The 18,447-nt window shown below is 69.4% G+C and carries 20 protein-coding genes; 11 read left to right on the top strand and 9 right to left on the bottom strand.

Features of this window, described 5'->3' with window-relative positions; genetic code table 11:
- Nucleotides 1–104: 104 nt before the first annotated feature.
- The 3 genes from ACIRRY_RS45115 to ACIRRY_RS45125 all read left to right on the top strand — a co-directional run bounded on the left by ACIRRY_RS45115 (nt 105) and on the right by ACIRRY_RS45125 (nt 4,770).
- Nucleotides 105–764 carry a pyridoxamine 5'-phosphate oxidase family protein gene (locus ACIRRY_RS45115; RefSeq protein ID WP_403985031.1) on the top strand — a complete coding sequence of 220 codons (660 nt, stop codon included), beginning with the start codon at nt 105–107 and terminating at the stop codon, nt 762–764.
- Nucleotides 765–1,718: 954 nt separating this feature from the next.
- Complete coding sequence (locus tag ACIRRY_RS45120; RefSeq protein WP_403985033.1) at nt 1,719–3,038, top strand: radical SAM protein; 1,320 nt, start codon at nt 1,719–1,721, stop codon at nt 3,036–3,038.
- 214 nt (nt 3,039–3,252) lie between these two features.
- On the top strand, nt 3,253–4,770 hold the full coding sequence (locus ACIRRY_RS45125; RefSeq protein WP_403985035.1) for a cellulose binding domain-containing protein: 1,518 nt from the start codon (nt 3,253–3,255) through the stop codon (nt 4,768–4,770).
- A 221-nt stretch (nt 4,771–4,991) separates the two neighbouring features.
- Here the strand turns inward: ACIRRY_RS45125 and ACIRRY_RS45130 are convergent, their stop codons facing one another.
- From ACIRRY_RS45130 to ACIRRY_RS45140, 3 genes are all read right to left on the bottom strand, one after another.
- Nucleotides 4,992–5,162, bottom strand: coding sequence for a hypothetical protein (locus tag ACIRRY_RS45130; RefSeq protein WP_403985037.1), 171 nt, complete (start codon nt 5,160–5,162; stop codon nt 4,992–4,994).
- 213 nt (nt 5,163–5,375) lie between these two features.
- A complete protein-coding gene (locus tag ACIRRY_RS45135; protein WP_403985039.1) occupies nt 5,376–6,311 on the bottom strand; it encodes an SDR family oxidoreductase in 936 nt (311 codons plus the stop codon).
- 38 nt (nt 6,312–6,349) lie between these two features.
- Nucleotides 6,350–6,985, bottom strand: a complete 636-nt coding sequence (locus ACIRRY_RS45140) for an NADPH-dependent F420 reductase (protein WP_403985041.1) — start codon at nt 6,983–6,985, stop codon at nt 6,350–6,352.
- Nucleotides 6,986–7,196: 211 nt separating this feature from the next.
- Between ACIRRY_RS45140 and ACIRRY_RS45145 the strand changes: the two genes are divergently transcribed.
- Nucleotides 7,197–8,108: a LysR family transcriptional regulator gene (locus ACIRRY_RS45145; protein WP_403985043.1), complete on the top strand. Its 912-nt coding sequence runs from the start codon at nt 7,197–7,199 to the stop codon at nt 8,106–8,108.
- A 112-nt stretch (nt 8,109–8,220) separates the two neighbouring features.
- On the opposite strand, the gene ACIRRY_RS45150 is transcribed toward ACIRRY_RS45145, so the two are convergent.
- Complete coding sequence (locus ACIRRY_RS45150) at nt 8,221–9,459, bottom strand: hypothetical protein (protein WP_403985045.1); 1,239 nt, start codon at nt 9,457–9,459, stop codon at nt 8,221–8,223.
- Between the two features lie 315 nt (nt 9,460–9,774).
- Here ACIRRY_RS45150 and ACIRRY_RS45155 point away from each other — a divergent pair, with 315 nt between their 5' ends.
- The gene (locus ACIRRY_RS45155) at nt 9,775–10,071 is read left to right on the top strand and encodes a hypothetical protein (RefSeq protein WP_403985047.1); all 297 of its coding nucleotides are present in this window, start codon (nt 9,775–9,777) and stop codon (nt 10,069–10,071) included.
- A 29-nt stretch (nt 10,072–10,100) separates the two neighbouring features.
- A complete protein-coding gene (locus ACIRRY_RS45160; protein WP_403985049.1) occupies nt 10,101–10,481 on the top strand; it encodes a hypothetical protein in 381 nt (126 codons plus the stop codon).
- Between the two features lie 228 nt (nt 10,482–10,709).
- Here the strand turns inward: ACIRRY_RS45160 and ACIRRY_RS45165 are convergent, their stop codons facing one another.
- Nucleotides 10,710–11,246, bottom strand: coding sequence for a winged helix-turn-helix transcriptional regulator (locus tag ACIRRY_RS45165; RefSeq protein ID WP_403985051.1), 537 nt, complete (start codon nt 11,244–11,246; stop codon nt 10,710–10,712).
- A gap of 111 nt (nt 11,247–11,357) precedes the next feature.
- Between ACIRRY_RS45165 and ACIRRY_RS45170 the strand changes: the two genes are divergently transcribed.
- Nucleotides 11,358–11,663 (top strand): putative quinol monooxygenase, encoded by a 306-nt coding sequence (locus ACIRRY_RS45170; protein ID WP_403985053.1) that lies wholly within the window; start codon nt 11,358–11,360, stop codon nt 11,661–11,663.
- A 74-nt stretch (nt 11,664–11,737) separates the two neighbouring features.
- Nucleotides 11,738–12,508, top strand: coding sequence for an SDR family oxidoreductase (locus ACIRRY_RS45175; RefSeq protein ID WP_403985055.1), 771 nt, complete (start codon nt 11,738–11,740; stop codon nt 12,506–12,508).
- A 38-nt stretch (nt 12,509–12,546) separates the two neighbouring features.
- Here the strand turns inward: ACIRRY_RS45175 and ACIRRY_RS45180 are convergent, their stop codons facing one another.
- Complete coding sequence (locus ACIRRY_RS45180) at nt 12,547–13,113, bottom strand: hypothetical protein (RefSeq protein WP_403985057.1); 567 nt, start codon at nt 13,111–13,113, stop codon at nt 12,547–12,549.
- Between the two features lie 64 nt (nt 13,114–13,177).
- Between ACIRRY_RS45180 and ACIRRY_RS45185 the strand changes: the two genes are divergently transcribed.
- Nucleotides 13,178–13,840: a prolyl oligopeptidase family serine peptidase gene (locus tag ACIRRY_RS45185; RefSeq protein WP_403985059.1), complete on the top strand. Its 663-nt coding sequence runs from the start codon at nt 13,178–13,180 to the stop codon at nt 13,838–13,840.
- A 110-nt stretch (nt 13,841–13,950) separates the two neighbouring features.
- Here ACIRRY_RS45185 and ACIRRY_RS45190 read toward each other — a convergent pair whose 3' ends face one another.
- From ACIRRY_RS45190 to ACIRRY_RS45200, 3 genes are all read right to left on the bottom strand, one after another.
- Nucleotides 13,951–14,508, bottom strand: coding sequence for a hypothetical protein (locus ACIRRY_RS45190; RefSeq protein WP_403985061.1), 558 nt, complete (start codon nt 14,506–14,508; stop codon nt 13,951–13,953).
- Between the two features lie 5 nt (nt 14,509–14,513).
- Nucleotides 14,514–14,792: a hypothetical protein gene (locus ACIRRY_RS45195; RefSeq protein WP_403985063.1), complete on the bottom strand. Its 279-nt coding sequence runs from the start codon at nt 14,790–14,792 to the stop codon at nt 14,514–14,516.
- A 619-nt stretch (nt 14,793–15,411) separates the two neighbouring features.
- The gene (locus ACIRRY_RS45200; protein ID WP_403985065.1) at nt 15,412–16,593 is read right to left on the bottom strand and encodes an AI-2E family transporter; all 1,182 of its coding nucleotides are present in this window, start codon (nt 16,591–16,593) and stop codon (nt 15,412–15,414) included.
- Nucleotides 16,594–16,974: 381 nt separating this feature from the next.
- On the opposite strand from ACIRRY_RS45200, the gene ACIRRY_RS45205 reads away from it, so the two are divergent.
- Together ACIRRY_RS45205 and ACIRRY_RS45210 are read left to right on the top strand one after the other, a co-directional pair.
- Nucleotides 16,975–17,358, top strand: a complete 384-nt coding sequence (locus ACIRRY_RS45205) for an FAD-dependent oxidoreductase (protein ID WP_403985067.1) — start codon at nt 16,975–16,977, stop codon at nt 17,356–17,358.
- Nucleotides 17,359–17,460: 102 nt separating this feature from the next.
- Entirely contained in the window at nt 17,461–17,685 is a 225-nt protein-coding gene (locus ACIRRY_RS45210; RefSeq protein WP_403985069.1) for a hypothetical protein, read from the top strand.
- Nucleotides 17,686–18,447 lie beyond the last annotated feature (762 nt).

Below are 18,447 nucleotides of genomic sequence, written 5' to 3' on the forward strand. Positions count from 1 at the left end.
ACCTGCCGATGGCGAGTGCGGATTTAGTCGCGTTGCGGCGGTGAAAGTGACGTGATGCATCAATCTGTAGCCTATGTCCTGCGATATCGGTAGCCTCTGCTGTCATGACCGACGCGCTCCCCGTCACCGACCTCACCCGCCACAGCCGGCTCCGCGAGCAGGGCAGCCTCGACCGGGCCGACCTGGAGGCGATCCTCGACGCCGGGTTCGTCTGCCACCTGGGGGTGGTGATCGAGGGGCGCCCGGTCGTGGTCCCCACGGTGTACGGGCGGGACGGGCGGGATCTGTATCTCCACGGCTCCGTCGCGAGTCGTAGCCTCGCGGGCGGCGGCCCCGTGTGCGTCACCGTCACGCATGTCGACGGGCTGGTGCTGGCCCGGTCGGTCTTCGAGCACGGGGTCAACTACCGCAGCGCGATGATCCACGGGGTGCCCCGCAAGGTCACCGACCCGGACGAGAAACTGGCCGGCCTGCGCCGCCTCACCGAACACGCGACACCCGGACAGTGGTCGTACGCCCGCCTCCCCAACCGCAAGGAACTCGCCGCGACCACCCTCCTCGTCCTCTCCCTGGACGAGGCCTCCGTCAAGATCCGCACGGGCGGCCCCGACGACGGGGACAGCCCGGACGCGGATCTGGGCCTGTGGGCTGGCACGCTCCCGCTGACCTCGACCTGGGGCACGCCGGTACCGGACCCCGTGCTGCCCCCGCACATCCCGGTGCCGGACCACATCGCGCGCCGCGGGGGTACCGGGCAGGGCTGACCCGGCGATCATCTCTCCGTGCCGGTGGGGCTCCCGTGCAGGTGGTGCTGCCGTGCTGGTGGTGTTCCCGCGCCGTGGAGGGGGTGGTGACGCCGGGGGCGTCTTGCCGCTCTGCCCCGGTGCGGTGGTGCGGTGGTGCGGTGGTGCGGTGGTGCGGCGGCGCGGTGGTCGGGCGGCGCGGTGGTCGGGTGGTGCGGCGGCGCGGCGGTCCGGTGGTCGGGTGGTGCGGTGGTGCGGTGGTCGGGTGGTGCGGTGGTCCGGCGGTCGGGTGGTGCGGCGGCCCGGTGGTGCGGTGGTCGGGCGGCGCGGCGGTCCGGTGGTCGGGTGGCGCGGCGGTGCGGTGGTGCGGTGATCGGGCGGCGCGGCGGTGCGGTGGTCGGGTGGTGCGGTGGTCCGGCGGTCGGGCAGCGCGGCGGCCCGGTGGCAGGGTGGTCCGGCGGCTCGACCGGGCCGATCGGGCCCGCTCTCCTGGGCCCCCCGGGCCCGCTCTTGAGTCCGCCCGCAAGAGAATCCCGCCGCAACGGCGAGCACGCACCACCGTGCGTCCCGGCGGTGCCGAGCCGTCCTTGCCCCGGGGCCGACGTACCCCCGGCGACCGCTGTGCCGCAATGGCGAGCAGCCACCACGGCGCGTCCCGGCGGTGCCGAGCCATCCCCGCCCCGCGACCCGGCGTACCCCCGGCGACCGCTGTGCCGTGACGGCGAGCACGCACCACCGCGCGCCCCGGCGGCGCCGAACCCGCACCGCCCCTCAACCCCACCCGCCCGACTCACCCCACCCACCCCGACTCACCCAACCCACGCCAACTCCTCCGCCGCAAAGACACCTGACGCATCCCGACGGCACCAAACCCACCCGCCCCCGACCAACCCCGCCCCTCCCGCCCGACCGCCGGGGGCATACCGTGAGGAGTCGTACGCCTGAGCAGGGCGCCTGAGTCGGGAGGAGACACGGATGGGCAGCCGTACCGCGCTGGTCGAGGATCTGATGGAGCGCTTTCCGCATGTGCCGCGGGAGGCCGTCTTCAAGGAGGACCTGTTGCGCGGGGGTGTCGCCTTCGACCCGTCCGCGCTCAGCGACAACGAGGACGGCGAGGTGAAGCCGAAGTCGTACTTCATCTTCTCCTTCGACCACGGCACCCTGCCCGAGCTGGGCGAGGCAGCGTTGAGGCGTCCGCCGGAGGAGATCATCCTCACGGGCGGCCCGTACGACCTGCGACGGACCGTCGTCTCCGTGCGGGTGAACCCGACGTCGCCGTACCGCGTGGCCTCCGACGAGGACGGGGTCCTCGGGCTCTACCTCGACGGGAAGCGGATCGCGGACGTCGGGGTGCCGCCGATGCCCGAGTACTACAAGCACAAGCTCGCCAATGGGAAGTCCGTCATGGAGGTGGCCCCGACCATCCAGTGGGGCTACCTGATCTACCTGACCGTCTTCCGCGTCTGCCAGTACTTCGGTGCCAAGGAGGAGTGCCAGTACTGCGACATCAACCACAACTGGCGCCAGCACAAGGCAGCCGGGCGCCCGTACACCGGTGTCAAGGATGTGGAAGAGGTCCTCGAAGCGCTGGAGATCATCGACCGGTACGACACCGCGAAGGTGTCCACCGCCTACACCCTCACCGGCGGCGCGATCACCAAGACCGTCGCCGGGCGTGACGAGGCCGACTTCTACGGCCACTACGCCAAGGCCATCGAGGAGCGGTTCCCGGGGCGGTGGATCGGCAAGGTCGTGGCCCAGGCGCTGCCGAAGGACGACGTACAGCGGTTCAAGGACTACGGCGTGCAGATCTACCACCCCAACTACGAGGTGTGGGACGAGTATCTGTTCAAGCTGCACTGCCCGGGCAAGGAGCGCTACGTCGGCCGCGCCGAGTGGCACAAGCGCATCCTCGACTCCGCGGAGATCTTCGGGGCGCGCAACGTGATCCCCAACTTCGTGGCCGGCGTGGAGATGGCGGAGCCGTTCGGCTTCACGACCGTCGACGAGGCGATCGCGTCCACCACCGAGGGCCTGCGCTTCTTCATGTCGCAGGGCATCACGCCCCGCTTCACGACCTGGTGCCCCGAGCCGACCACCCCGCTGGGCAAGGCCAACCCGCAGGGCGCGCCGCTGGAGTACCACATCCGGCTGCTGGAGGCCTACCGCGCCACGATGGAGGACTTCGGGCTCAAGTCCCCGCCCGGATACGGCGAACCGGGCCCCGGCCGCGCCGTCTTCTCCGTCAGCTCCTTCATGGACAGTCTCCCCGCCGAGGAGCCCGCGCCTTTGTAAGGTAACGGTGTGGCCAACTTCTGCGACGGGTGAGCCAGGAGAGGCTCGGGCACGTACAACTGCACAGAGGCGACTGACAGTTACCGTAATTGAATACGCGGCTTGTCAGTTGTGTGGGACGCGTGAAAGGCTCTGGCTCTGTCACGAGGCAGCCCCCCTCCAACTCGCTTACTGTCAGAGCTAGTTGGCCGTCATTCGTGGATGCAGGAGACCCATGCCCGACCTGCCGACTCCTCAGGACGCCGCTGAGGCAGCGCTGTTCACCGAGAGCTGGGACGCCGTGCTGTCCTACGCCGACCTGTGCACGTCCGGCGCCGCCTCGGCCACCGAGCTGGCCGGCGAGGCCTTCGCGTTGGGCATACAGGAGGCCCGTTCCGCCGGGTCCGGCCCGATGCGCGGACCGGCCCGTCGCGTCCTGCCGGTGATACCGCTGCTGCTGACCGCCGTACGGACCACGGCGGCGGCCTGGGAGTTCGCCGGGCGGGGGCACCGGCTCGACCCGGACCTGCGGCTGTGGCTCAACTCGGAGAAGGCGGCCCGCTATCACGGCATGCCGCTGCAACGCCCGATCGCCTTGCGCGGTCTGCGGGACCTCCAGGAGGCGGACGCCGCGCTGCTGTGGCTGGCCGAGGTGGAGGCGCTGCCGCTGCCCGTAGTGGCCCGCCGGCTCGGTCTGGACCCGGCGCTCGTCTCCAGCGAACTCGCCCAGGTGCGGGCCCTGTTCAGGGACCGCTGCCACCGCAGCCACCTCGACACACCGATGGCCGCGGAGTGCCGCAGCTACGCCCGGCTGCTGGACGCGGTGACCCGCTCGCCGACCGCCGACACACCCGAGGACCTCTCACGGCACCTCGCGACCTGTGTGCAGTGCGCGGAAGCCGCCGCCTGTCTGCGGCTGGCGGGCGGCGGACTGCCCGCGGCCCTCGCGGGCGGGGTGATCGGCTGGGGCGGGCTCGCCTATCTGGAGCGCCGCCGCCGGGCCGCCGAGGTACGGCTGGGCGCGGGCCGACCCATGGCCGAACTCGAGGCCGGGGAGCCGAAGGAGGGCGCGAGCAAGGCGCGCCTCGTACGCAACGGACTGCTCGCCGCGGCCGTCCTGCTGTCGCTGGTGGCGCTCGGCGTGTCGATGATGCCGATGGGCGGCTCCGGGCACGACAACGCGGCCGGCGACGACTCCGACCGCCAGGTGGTGGCCGATCCCGGCCCCAACATCTCGTCCATCGGCGGCCACCCCTCGGGCACGGCCTCCCCGTCAGGCAGGCCCGCCACGAGCGGCACGGCGACCGCCCCCGGGGACAAGAACCCCGACACGGAACCCCAGGGCACCGCCTCGGCCACGGCGAGCAACTCACCCGCCCCGACGCGGAGTCCGGGCGCGGGTTCCGGTGGCGGTTCGGGTTCGGACACGCCCGCGCCGGCGAGCTGCGAGGTCACCTACGACCTCGTCGGCCAGTGGCCCGACGGCTTCCAGGCCGCCGTCACCGTCACCACCACCGAGGCCCTCGACACCTGGCGTGTCGCCTGGTCCTACCGCGAGGGCCAGCAGGTCACCCAGATGTGGGACGCGAGCGTCGCCCAGGACGGCTCCCGGGTCACCGCCACCGCCGCCGACTACAACAAGAACGTCGCCGCGGACGGCAGCTTCACCTTCGGCTTCCTCGGCACGTGGGACAACAGCAAGAACTCCGCGCCGTCCGGGTTCACGCTCAACGGCACGGCCTGCAGCAACTAGCCCTGTCCGTCCGACTGTTCATACGGCTTCTCTTCCGGCTGTTCCTACGGTCGTCGGTCCGGCTGCCATCCGGTTGTTCTCGCGGATGGCAGCCGGGCGCCGACTACCCGCTCACGAACCGATGTTGCCGCGCTTGCCGATCAAGTCCCGGTACAGGGCGGCGCGTTCCTGATCCGTCTTGGCCTGGGCCAGTTCGGCCTTCCCGTCCTTCTCCAGCTCCTTCAGCCGTCCCGCCCAGTCGCCGAGTACGCCCGCTCGGCGCGCTGGAGGATGCGCGGCTCCTCGGCCTGCCGCTCGTCCCGCGCCCGCTGGATCGCGCGGCTCACCGCGGCGTTCCCGGCGGCCTGTTGGAGCGCGGCGAGCGGCGGCAGGGCGGCGGCGGGCCGGGACACGGGGGGTGCGCCGGCACGGTCACCGTTCGAGCGGTTCTCTCCCTGGATACGCGTACACGGTTCCCCTTCGGTCGGCGCCCTGCTCTGTTACGGGTGCCCTTCCCCCTTACTGGACGGGGGCCCGGGGGAGGGGGAGTCCGCAGGGGCAGAGTCGGGGGCAGACCTGAGGGGTTCCCCTGGTCGTGAGTCGCCGTCAGGCGGTACGGCCCGCGATCAACTGGCGGAGAAGTAATGGCCGTTGTCCAGATCGGCGAGCAGGCCGGGCTGAACGGGTTCCCAGCCGAGGGTCCGGCGGGTGACGAGGTTGGACGCCGGGTAGCTCTGCGTGACGATGTTCGCGAGGAACCCGAAGTATCCCGGCACCATCAGCACGTCCGCGGGAACGCTCAGGGCGGGCAGGCCCAGACGGCTGCCGATGGCCTCGGCGATCTCGCGGAGCGGGACGGCCCCGTCCCCGACCGCGTGCCAGTATCTGCCGGCCGGCCCCTTCTCCAGCGCCAGGCGGAACAAGGTGGCGACATCGCGGGCGTGCACGGCGTTCCACAGGTTCGCGCCGTCCCCGGGGTAGCCGACGTAGCCCTTCTCCTTCGCGAGCGCGATCAGCTGCACGAGGAAGCCGGCGCGATCGGTCGTGCTGTGCGCGATGTTGGCGATGCGTACGACCGAGGACCGTACTCCCTGCTCGGCGAGGCTGGTCACGGCGGTTTCCACGACGTTGCGGACCCGCAGGGTGCCCTTGTACTCGTCGCCGCCGGGAAGGGCCGGGTCCTCCTCGGTGACCGGCCGGCCCAGGTTCCCCGGCGAGCGGATGCTCCCCGCCGCGACCAGCGGCTTTCCGGTTCCCGCCAGTGCCTCGCCGTACGCGAGCATGACCGGGAGCTCCGCGGCGGCCACGGCGTCGATCCCGCCGGAGGGAAGCAGATCCTGCCTGTGCGCGACGTGGATGACGCCCTCGGAGTCCGCGGCCGCCTCCTTGAGCCCGTCGAGATCCTCCAGGCCGCCGCGCCGCACCTTCGCGCCGAGCGCGGACAGCGCCGCCGCGGCCGTGTCCGACCGGGCCAGGCCGGTCACCTCGTGTCCGGCGGCGATGAGCTCCGGAATGATGTACGAACCGGAATGGCCGGTCCCGCCCGTGACGAAAACGCGCATGCCGCTGCTCCCTCTGACAGTAGGTGGAGGGGGTGTTCTCAGCCGAGAAGGCTGACGCCGAGGGAGAAGTCGGTGTGCTTCACGGAGTGGGCCACGAGGCCCATCATCAACAGCCCGGCGTTCTCCAGCGCCCGTGCCATCTCCAGCTGTCCGGCGTCCATCGGGCGCAGTCCCAGGCTCTCGACGAACGCCGACACACGTGCCTTCGCCTGCGCGTCGTCGCCGGCGATGAACACGTCCAACGGGCGGCCCTCGGCGGGGCCGGCCGCCAGGACATGGGAGAACAGGGTGTTGAACGCCTTGACGACATGAGCGTCGGCGGGGGCGGCCTTGGCGATCTCCTGCGCGCCGGAACTGCCGTCGGGGGTGACGAAGCCCAGGAAATCGGGGGAGACGGGGTTGGTGATGTCGATGATGACCTTGCCCTGTAGCGCGTCCCCGTACTCGCTCACCACCACCGCCGCCGCGGCGGCGTAGGGCACGGCGAGGACAACGATGTCCCCGGCCGGGGCGGCGCCCGCCGTCCCGACAGTGGCCCCGCCGAGCGCGGCGGCCAGTTCCTTGGCCCTGGCCTGGTCGCGGCCGATGATCTCGACGGTGTTGCCGCCGGCGAGCGCCCGGCCGGCCAGGGCGCGGGCCATGTTTCCCAGACCGATAATGCTGATGCTGCCCATTGCTGATCCTGCTTTCTGAAGCTGAATAGGACGCCATGACGATCCGTCGCCGTTGGCGGTTATGTCGTCAATGCCGAAGAATTCCTGTGCCGAATTCGCTCCGGCCCCATTGGGTACCTATTCAGATTGCCATTGGTCCGAGTGGAGTGTCCAAGACCTGTTTCGGTCGCGGTGATACCCTGAAGGCATCACCGGACCGGGAGGCGCCGCCATGGATCTGGACCTGCGCAAACTGCGTTACTTCGCCGCCGTGGCCGACCGGTTGCACTTCGGCCGCGCCGCCGACGAGCTGCATATCGCGCAGCCGGTGCTCAGTCGGCAGATCCGTGCGCTGGAGCAGGATCTCGGCGCCTCGCTGTTCACCAGGGACCGCCACGGCGTGGCACTGACCGACGCGGGCCGGCAGCTGCTGGCCGACGTCGGTCCGCTGCTCGCCTCCGCGCACGCGGTCCGCCGCCGGGTGACCGTGGCCGCGCGGGGCAGCCGACGGCTGATGGTCGGTTTCCGGGCCGGTATCCCGGTCATCCCGGCGGCGCGGGCGTTCGAGGCCCGGCACCCGGACGTGGTCGTGGACGTGCAGCGGATCGAAGGGGACGAGCAGGCCGCGATGCTGCTCGACGGCCGTATCGACGTCGGTTATGTGCGGTTGCCCATCGACGAGGCCGGTCTGCGCGTCACCCCGCTGTACGCCGAGCCGCGGGTGGCGGTGCTGCCCGCGGGCCACCGGCTGGCCGGCAAGGAGGAGCTCACCGAGGCCGACCTGGCCGGCGAACCGCTGGTCTGGCCTGCCGACCCGGGCACGCAGCCCACCAGGCGCCCGCACCCCAACGTCGGGTACGCGGTGCGCGGGGTGGACGAGACGCTCGAACATGTCGCGGCCGGCCGGGGCATCTCCTTCCTGGCCCGTTCGGCGAGCGTGTTCTCCTCGCATCCGGACGTCGTCTATGTGCCCATTCCGGAACTGGCGCCCGAGCAGGTGTGCCTCGCGGTGGCGGTATCGCACACCTCGCCACTGGTCGATGACTTCGTCACCGCGGCTCAGGCGTCGGCCGAGATCACGGCAGAATGCGGGAATTATGAAATGTGGCAGCTCGGAGGCGAGACCGCTTCAAAGCGCGGTTGAGTGGTCAGGCTGACAATGGCAGCGCCAACAGGGGGCGCTGCCACAGCGATGGCGAAGCCGTCAAAGGAATTGCCGATCAATTACGCGAGGCACTTCAATTCGGGCCCCGGTCTCAGAGCCGGTTCTGGCGGCGGCGCAGGGCGATGACGCCCAGCGTGCCCACTCCGGCGGTGATGAGTGCCGTGGCGCTCACGGTGGTCGCCGAGACCCCGTCGTTCCCGGTCCGGGCGAGCTGCGTGGTCGTACCGGAGGAGGTTGTTCCCGAGGTCGTACCGGAGGACGTCGTGGTGGCGGTCGGCGAGGTGGTCGCGGAGGGGGTGGCCGATGCGGAGGAGCTGCTGGACGCGGAGGGTGTCGTCGACGCCGTCGGGGTGGTGCCGGAGGCCGCCGCCTTCACGACGGTCGCCGCCGACGCGCCGCAGAAGGTGGTGCCGGTGAACGGCGTCGATCCCTCGTTGACGAACACACAGGGGTGCACGGTGGTCGTCCCGGCCGGCGCGTCCTTGCGGTAGGCCAGGCGGATCTTGGTGACCGTGCCGCTGTCCGCCGCCATGGAGGCGTCCTTGCCGATGATGTCGAAGCCGTAGACGTCCGGTTCGGCGCCGGCGGTGATCGGCCGAAGCGTCTTCCAGGCGCCGGAACGCAGTACCTGCACGGTGGCGTAGCGGCTGGTGAACAGTACCTCCGTCAGGTTCTCGTACGCCGAGGAGGTGGGGTTCTTCACGGTGGCCTGGAAGGTGATGCCGGGCCCGCCCGCGGTGACGGTGGCGGGTACGGCGGACAGACCGACGGTGGGCGCGTCGACCTTGACGGTGTCCTCGTCGGTGTCGTTGGCGGCGCCCGAACTGCCGTAGGAGACAAGGGTGGTGAGCTTCAGGCTCTGGGTGCCTCCGTTGCTGTCGCCGTGGTGCGGGGTGCCCATGGGCAGGCCGAGGCGCAGTTGTACGGTGCGCGACCGGGCGGCGGCCAGCGGGAAGGACTCGGGCAGTTCGCCGGAGAACTGGGTGCCGGACAGGGTCAGCGGCACCGTCTTCCATGTCGTTCCGCTGAGCCGGTACTCCAGGCTGACGGCGTTCGGCGGCAGGCCGGCACCACCGTCGACGTGGTAGATCAACCGTGCCGAACTGGTGTCGTCCGTACCGACGTTGGACGCCGTGGTGGTGAAGCCGACCGGCCGGCCCGCCAGTCCGATCTCCGTCGGCGCCGCGGTGGAGACGGCGAGTGCCGGCGGCTGCGGGTCCTCCGGCGCGGCGGTGGCCGCCGGCGCCAGGGCCGCACCGGTGGCGGCCAGCAACAGCCCGGCCCCCACGGCTGTGACGGACGAACGCAGCGTGCGTGCGGTGCTGTTCAACGTTTCCCCCAGGATGCGTGTGTGGCACGGCCGACTACCGCGCCCGAGCCGACGAGTGGATCAGCCCGTCTTCTCGCCCAGTTGGACCTGCGGATCCGGCAACTCGTTGTGGTGGTCATTGCGACGGTTCTGTCACTGGACGGTTGTGGTTTCGTGCGGGCGTCGGGCCCATGCCTCGACCGGTCCGCGAACAGGGTCGCAACTGCCGAATACTCCAGTCCCGGCGCTGGTGACGCCGGTTTTGCGGAAGTCGTCAACGGTGACAACTCCCTTGCGGCAAAGTGCCGTTGACAGTTCGGCGTACGCGGGGGACACATGGAGATCAGCGCCGATGAACGGGCGGTGCGCCCAGCCGCTCCGCGCGGTGGCAGCAGCACGTCCGAGCACGATTCCGACGGCTCCCGGCTCCGCGTCGACCCCCACGCCGAACACACGGCCACCGCTCTTCCCCGAGCCGTACGCGAAGCCGCGCTCCGTATCCAGCCACCGCTCGGCCTGCACAATCTCCCGCCGCTCCCGGCGGACCCTTTCATGGGTCGGATGGACATCCATGTCTGGGTCCACAGCTGCCGGACCCCGCCCGCGCAGGCGACGACCGGTACCCCGGTCTGAAGGCGGGATACCGGCCGTGGTGCGTGGTGGTGCGCTGGCCGTCGTCGAGCCGTTCGAAACTCAAGGGGGGCTACGAGCGCATCCGGGACCGCGCGCACGCGATGAGCGCGGAGGGCAAGGGCCACGCCCCGTACGTCGTAGGCCACTTGCTGGGCTACCTGGACGGCGAGCGCGGTGACCCGACGGCCCCGGCGGTCCTCGCGGGCAGGAGCGGCCAGTACCTGCGTCTGATGGGCCACTCCTTCGGCGGCCGCTTCCTCTGCGAGGCGGTGCAGCGGGCCGCCGAGCCCCCGCCGGTGCTGGGCTGGTCCACCGCACGACCCGCGCCGCCCCGGTCGAGCCGTTCTGGACGAAGCTGCTCCCGACCGACGCCACGTATCCCCAACTCGATCTGGACAACAGGCTGGTGAACGTGAACGTGAACGTGAACGCGGACTGGCTCTACCGGGGCGCCAGGCTCAACCCGGTGGGCGCCCACTCGGACTACCTCCGTCCGGAGTCGTCCCAAGTCGTCCCATCTGCTGCTCACCCTCGCGGAACGCTCCCGCTGAGGGGAGTAACCGCCTTGGCGCATACGGCAGTTACCAGGACGGTCGACGATCGCGCAGCCCCGGGAGCGGCCTCGGGAGTCCGTCGGCTCAGCCGGGTGCCGGGGCCGTCGCGATCGGGTCGAGGAGCCGCCGTGGTGTGTTGATCGCGTCGGACACGGGATCGGCCTCACGGCCCGACTCCCGGAAACCGGGGCCGGGTTCGATGCGGATCTCCGGGACCGGGACGGTCGTACCGCAGTCCTGGCAGTGGCCGTCGTGGTCGAGGAGGCCGCCGTCCAGGTCGTGGCGGAGGACGCGCTTCGCTCCGTGCGGGGAGTAGAAGGCCTCGCCCCAGTTCATCATCGCGTGCACGGCCGGCCACAGGGCGACGCCCTTGTCCGTCAGCCGGTACTCGACGCGGCCGGCTCCGTCGTCCTCGCGGGTGAGCACGCCTTCCTGCGTCAGCGACTTCAGCCGGTTGGTCAGCACGGCTCGCGGGATCCCGAGCTGGGTGGCGAAGTCGCCGAACCTCCGGACCCCGTAGAACGCGTCGCGGACGATCAGGAGCGTCCATCGCTCTCCTACGACCTCCAGCGTCCGAGCGAGGGGGCAGTTCCCGTCCGCGTAGGTGTTGGGGAGCGTCATGCGCCCGATTCTACCAGCGGCGGTTCACTCACTGAACTGACAGTGCTACGGTGTCCACCAGGAGCAGTTCAGTCACTGAACTGACCAGGTCGACCTTGAGGAGAGCGCCGTATGTACCAGTTCCTTGTGTCCTTCACCGTCCAGCCGGACCGTCGCGACGACTTCGTCCGGGCGGCCCGCAGGACCGCGCGTGACTCCCTCGCGAACGAGCCCGGCCCGCAGCGGTTCGAGGTCGTCGCGGACGAGGAGAACCCGGACGTCTTCTACCTGAACGAGGTCTACGCGGACGTCGACGCGTTCAACGCGCATGCCGCCGGTCCGTACTTCGCCGCGTTCTTCGCCGAGGCCGGCGCGTACGCCGAAGGGCCGACATGGCTCATGCGGGGCAACGTCGTCGGCGACAAAGCCGCAGCCTGAGCCATTGCCACAACTGCCTTTGCCACAACTGCCGTTGCCATTGCCGGCGACCCCCACGAAAGACGAGGTACGTCATGTCGTCGTCCGTACTCATCACCGGTGCGTCCAGAGGGATCGGCCGGGCCGTCGCCGTCACGCTGGAGGGCCGGGGTCATCGGGTGATCGCCACCGCCCGCAACCCGGAAACGCTGGCCGACCTCCCCGTCGACCGGCGTCTTCGCCTCGATGTCACGGATCAGGAGAGCGTCGACCGAGCCGTCCGGGACGCCGGTGACATCGACGTCCTGGTCAGCAACGTCGGCGAGACCGTGCGCGCGCCGTTGGAGAGCGTCCCGCTCGCGGAGGTCGAACGGCTCTTCCAGGTCAACACCCTGGGCGCGCTGCGGGTCGTACAGGCCGTGCTCCCCGCCATGCGGGAGAGAGGGGCGGGCCGTCTCGTCTTCATCTCCAGCATCCAGGGACGCCTGGTGCTGCCCATGATCGGCCCCTACGGCGCCAGCAAATGGGCACTGGAGGCACTCGCCGAGACGCTCGCCATCGAGACGGGTCACTTCGGCGTCAAGGTGAGCGTCGTACAGCCCGGAGCGGTCTCCTCGGGCGGCGGCGAACGCGCCAGGGTGTTCCTCGGCGAGAACGACCCCTACAGCCCGCTCTACGACGAGTTGCCCGCGCTCCGTGGCGATGTCATCACCCCGGAGGAGGTGGCCGCCGCGGTCGCCGACACGGTCGAGCACCCCGAACCCCCGTTGCGCGTACCGGTCGGCGCCCCCGCCGAGCGCGCCCTGCGAGCCCGCAAGGAGGCTCCCGAGGACGAGCCCTTCCTGCTGGCCGAGATCAACTGGTAACCGGCGGGCATCGATCGGTGTCGGCTGAGAGGCACCGGTCAGACGAGCACTGTCATCCAGAGCCCCCACATCCCCAGCGTGAGGACGAGTACCGTGCCTCCACTGAGCCAACGGCCGATCCAGACAAGGGTGTTCTGTTCAACTGCCCCGACTCGCAGGGCTCGTTCGGCCAGCAGGTGACTCAACTGGCGTGATGCGAACAGCGCGCTGGGCACCGCGGGGACCAGAGACAACGCGATCCGCACGTACCGCCCGGTGGCCCCACTGCCCGGGATCAGCAGGAGGCTTCCGACGCCTAGCAGGACGGCGATCACGAACCACAGCCATGAGCGGAACGCCAGCACGTCGGAAGCCGGGGTCCACACGCCGTTCGCGGCCTTCCGGTGGATCCTTCCCGGTCGAAGCCTGAGCAGCTCCGCCACGGCCTCGTCGGCTTCGGCGGCAGCGACCGCCGCCTCCCGCCGATCCCCTCGTTCGGAAACGAGGAACATCCAGGTGGTCAGGCGGGTCTCGAAGGCTCGCAGGATTCCCCCGTAGGTCTTGTTCGCCGCAGCCATCGTCGCCATCCCGTCCCTGCCGCCGGTAGGAGCGGTACTCCCGGCCATAAAGATAGTGGAGGTATCTTGAGCCCTCGAATCAGGTGAATTCCCTACTTCGGGCAGGTGCCAGGTGACCTCACCTCTGCAATTCCGTACGTTCACGGTCGACGACACGGGAAATAAGCTGCCGTACGCCTTACATGTGCCGGACGACTATCAGGCCGACGAATCGAAGAAGTGGCCCCTGGTCCTCTTTCTGCACGGGGCCTCCGAGCGCGGCGACGATCCGTCGGCGCTCACCGTCCACGGGCCGGTGAAGCAGGCGGCGCAGGGCGCGGACCTTCCCTTCGTGATCGTGGCCCCGCAGTGTCCGGCGTACAGCGCCTGGTCGTGTGAACTCGACGGTCTGTACGCGTTGGTCGAGGAGGTCTTGGCGCACCACCGGATCGACGAGGACCGGGTGTACTGCACCGGCCTCAGCATGGGCGGGACGGGTACCTGGGCGCTGGCGGCACGGTTCCCGAACCGGTTCGCGGCCGTCCTGCCGATCTGCGGGTCCTGGATGCCCGAGATCGCCCCCCGGATCGCCGAACTGCCGGTGTGGACGTTCCACGGGGAGGAGGACTCCAGCATCCTCATCCAGCACACCGAGCAGATCGTCGGGGCGTTGCGGGAGCTGGGCAGTCCCGTCAGGTTCACCCGTTATCCGGGGGTGGGCCACGACTCCTGGACGCGGACGTACGACAATCCCGAGGTCTACGAGTGGATGCTGGAGCAGCGCCGCGGGGGGTGACCGGCACGCGGCGGGGATGTCGGGCCGAGGTGGAGATGTCGGGCTCCGGTGGAGATGGGCTTCGGTGGGGATGGGTCTGGTGGGGATGGGGTCCGGTGGGGATGGGCTTCTCAGTACGGAGCCATCTCCAGGTCGCCGATCACGCTCAGACCGACCTGGGCCGCGAGCCACGGCGCGCGTTCGGCCTCGATCTGCTTGACGTGGACGAAGACCGTGTGATCGGGCGCGGGCTGCTCCAGGTCGAGGTCACGGACGTTCACGCACAACGTCACGAAGGCACCTCTCGTACCGCCGACACCCAGGCCCACTTCCGGAGCCTCGGGCCAGGCGTCGAAATCCCACCGGACCGAGGCGGGGCTTTCGCCCACCGCCTTGAGGAACGGCTCGACCGTCTCCGGGGGCATGGCCCACCCCCGCAGCCGGACGGGGAAGTGTGTTGTCGGATCGGCCTCGTCGTCCGGGGAGCCGGCTAGGTGCCCTCGCGTAAACCACTCTGCGTTCGGAATCAATTCCAGCAGTTCCGCGAGAACGTCCGCAGAGGAGACCCATGCCTCGAAATCGACTTCGAGATTCCGCAGATCGGCGATCGCGAGCAACCGCGCGACAACGCGCAGGCCGTCCGTGAGATCAGTCGTTCTGAGAATGGGCTGCGCATAGGAGTTGGACATGGCGGTCATTCTGACACCGGCGGTTGTCGGGTTGGTGGCGGTTTGGTCGTCCGGGCCGCCCTGTGGTTCCGGAGGCGGCCGTAGGAGAGGACGAGCGCCGTCACCAGGACGACCGCGCAGGTGAGGGCGAGTGGATTGATCCAGCCGCTCACGAAGTCCTTGTGCGTACCGTCGTCCCAGTGGCAGGTCGCCCGCGGCGGCAGAAAGCCGCTGTCGTAACGGACCAGATGAATCGTGGGGCGCAGTTCGAGCAGGTCGGGGCATGCGTGTGCCGGGACGGTCATGACGACCTGGAAGCAGCCGATCAGGTAGCAGAGAATTCCCGCGACAGCGGAGGCCTTGACGATGTGTACCCTCCCTGCCGACCGGTGTCCCCGATGGGTGAAGTCCCTTTGCGGGCAGCCTGGTTGGGCTGCGGCAAGGGGATCAACATAGTCGCAGCGAGTACCTCGTCGAACAACAACCCGCGCTACGTACGAGCACTCCTGCCCCGCCGCACTGCCCTCGTCCGCTCGACCTCGTCGAAGCGTCCTGAGGGGCAAGTCCTGGCCACCAACATCGATATCGTCAGCGCCGACCGCGGCGAGGTCGGTGGGCGACCAGCGCATCCTCGCCGCGCTCGCGGTCTGGGACCGGGACCGGCTCAGCCAAGGGCCCCTGACCTGACAGGAGTTGGCCGTGATGTTCGGTCTGGACTCGGTGCCGGCAAGGATGACCAGGTTGGCATGCTGCTGGCCGAACAGGTGCGTCGCGCCAGCGCGTTGACCTGCCACCAGTTGGGCAACCGCAATGCCACCGGATCGCCCGAATCAGCCCGGCACGCTGTGATCGCCGTCGCGTCGGGAGTCTTCAGAGCCCAACGCCGATGGGACGCGGTCCTGTTCACCAGCTCGGCAGCCTGGTTCACCGGCCCACCCGACCGGCCCGTTGGAGTGTCGAGCAGTGGCGCGACCTGCCGCGCGCCGGCCCCTGACCCGGCGGCCGATCTTCAGGCGGCGGCGATTCGGGGAAGACGGCGTCTTCGAGCAACAGCCCGATGGCCACAACGGTCGGTATCGCCAGCAACGCGCCGATCAGCCCCAGCAGGTCCCCGCCGATCACCACGCCCAGGACGGTGACCAGCGGGTGCACCTCCACGGCGTACTTCATCGCCTTGGGCGTGATCAGGTAGTCCTCCGCCACCCGGAAGAAGACGTAGAAGACCGCGGTGGCGATGGCGACCGGCCAGGAGACCACCAGGGCCACCAGCGACACCACGATCCCGCCGATGGTGGACCCCACCATCGGCACCAGGTCCATGACGGCGACGAAGACGCCCAGCGCGGCGGGATAGGGGACGTCGAAGATCTGCAACCAGACGCAGGTGGCCACCCCGGCGATGATCGAGGTGGCGACGTTGGCGAGCATGTAGCGGCCGGTTCGCGACAGGATCTCGTCGGTGATCTCGGCGGCGTGTTCGCGGCGGCTGCCGTCCACGAAGCGCAGGCAGAACTTCTTGAGCGTGGGCAGCCCGGACAGGAAGTAGATGGTCAGGGTGATCACCAGGGACAGCCCGCTCACCGTGGTGACCACCAGTTGCCCGGCCCCCAGCAGCCCGCTCGCCACGCTGTCGGCGCCGCCCGAGCCCAATGCCTGCTTGGCCTTCTCGGCGACGTGGTACTTGTCCTCCAGTTTGCCCAGCTCGGAGTGGTGGTTCTGGAGCTCCTGGAGCCAGATCGGCACATTCCGGGCCAGGGCGTTCACCTCGTTGGTGATGGGCGTGACGAACAGCAGCGACAGCGCGCCCAGCAAGAGGGTCAGTCCGACGATCACGATCGTCACCGCCCAGGGCCGGGGCAGCCCCCGCCGGAGCAGGGCCTGCACGAACGGTTCCGCGCTGATGGCGATCACCAGCGCCAGCAGGGTCAGCATCACGATACTGACGATGCTCTCGACCGCCTGGACCAGCGAGTACGCCAGCAGCGCGCCCAGGCTCAGCTGGAACCCGATGGCAAGCCAGGATCGGGAAGGCCCCGGGTTGTCTCCCTCGGGCAGCCCGGGGGGCGGTATGCGGGCGCTGTCCGGTTCGGACTCGAACGCTGTCACCGGGGCTCCTGGAGATCTGCCGGGCCGCGGGCGGCACGGTACGGCTGGGGGTGGTGAGGCTCTGTGAGCGGGGGAGCGGATCCAGGAGGGGGTTCGCAGATACCCGTTCCGGCCGCGATCGCGACGGCGGTGCAGTCGTATGACGGATGGCGTACGGGTCACGGGGTCCTAGCTTCGAAGTGGAGAAAGCCCGCTGTACCCAGGAGCGTCCTGTGGAGCTGGTCCAAGTCGCGTACGACGAGGTCGACTTGGAATGTCTTGGTGAAGTCCACCGGAGCAAGAGCACTGGCCGCTGAGATCCGACAGCACCCCGGCCGGCCGGAAAAAGGGGAGTGGGCCCCGGAGCCGAGTCATCACCTGCGTCCCGCGGAGAGAACCTGAATGACTGATCCGGGGCGGAAGTTCGACTATGACCGGGTCGTGATCGGCTCCGGGTTCGGGGGCGCGGTGGCCGCGTTGCGGCTGGCCGAGAAGGGGTACCGGGTGCTCGTGCTGGAGCGGGGCAGGCGGTTCGCCGATCATGATCTGCCGTCCTCGACCTGGCAGGTTTCGCGCTACTTGTGGATGCCGCGGGCCGGCCTGCACATGCTCGGCGTCGACTGTTCCATGGCGCCGGGTACGTCCGCGTCCCTGCTCGATGAGTACGCCTCGGAGCGTGGCTTCTCCGACACCTGCCATGCCCCGCCGCTCGGGATCTTCCTCGGCAACCCCGGCATGACCGTGCCGGACCCGTACTTCGGCGGCGCGCATGGCGGTACGGCCTGATCGGCGAGGGCACCGCGGTTCACGCCGGGGTCGGCGGCGGTGATCGAAGCGGTCCCGCGCGGCAGATCAGCCGGCGTACTTGGTGAAAATACTGGGTGCTTCATGCGGATTCCGCTCAGGAGCGAGTCCGTCTGCTACTGCCCCGGTCCGTCGTTCTGCGCTCTGACGGAGCACACTGCCGGCGACCACCCCGGCTTGCGCAAGGTCGGGGTCGACGGAGGCTGCCGCGAGCGTTTCGTCGAGCACGCCGCCGGCCTCGGCCTCGAAATCGGCCTCGGCGTCGACCTCGAAATCGTCGAACGCACCCCTACTGCTCGGCCGCCATGATCCAACTCGCCGCCATCACCTTTCATGACCCGCCGCCTCACCCACGAAGCCGCCACGGTTTCCCCGGCGGGTGGGGAGGCGGGTTGTGTACGAGCATGCGCAGAGCGCAAGCAAAGATTGCACTACCGTGCCCTCACCTCCTGGGATCTGCTCTGTTAGCTTCCGCCTGCGTCAATTCGGCTGCTGAAACTACCCACGGTCTCCGTCGTGCCGATCATGCAGAGAAGGTCTTCCACCTGGCCGCTAGAACGTTCAAGTTTCAAAGTCGGGCATATATGAATGAAAGTGACCCTCGCGAGAATGGCTGCACCTCTGGACGGCCCTGGAATCGCCAGTGCGTCGACCGGGATCGATTTCGCCGGTCGATGCGAGAAGGGTGCTGCGCGGTATGGGCGGGTCGCCCCGCTTGGCGGTTCACGCCATATGCCTGATATGTCTCCTGAAGGCGTGAATTCCGCATCCGTTCCGGTGGATCGCAGGCCGAACAACTCCGAGAAATTTCCAGTGCTGTCTGCCTTGACGACGAAGTCATGTGCAGCAGAAAGGTTCTCCATACATGCCCATATCCAGCAGACGGCTGCTCGCAACCGGCGTTGGCCTTGGCCTCTTGGCAACCGGATGCACTCTGGTTCCCAACGACAGCACCCAGTCCACGGGGCCTGTCGTCCTAGCCTCGCGCTTTCATGAGCGTGCTCGTCCATGCCTTGATCAAATAAGCGAAGAGTGCTCCTGACCTGCAACGATGGGACTTGTCGAGGGTCC

This window comes from Streptomyces sp. NPDC101776 (genome assembly GCF_044766845.1).
GTDB lineage: Bacteria > Actinomycetota > Actinomycetes > Streptomycetales > Streptomycetaceae > Streptomyces.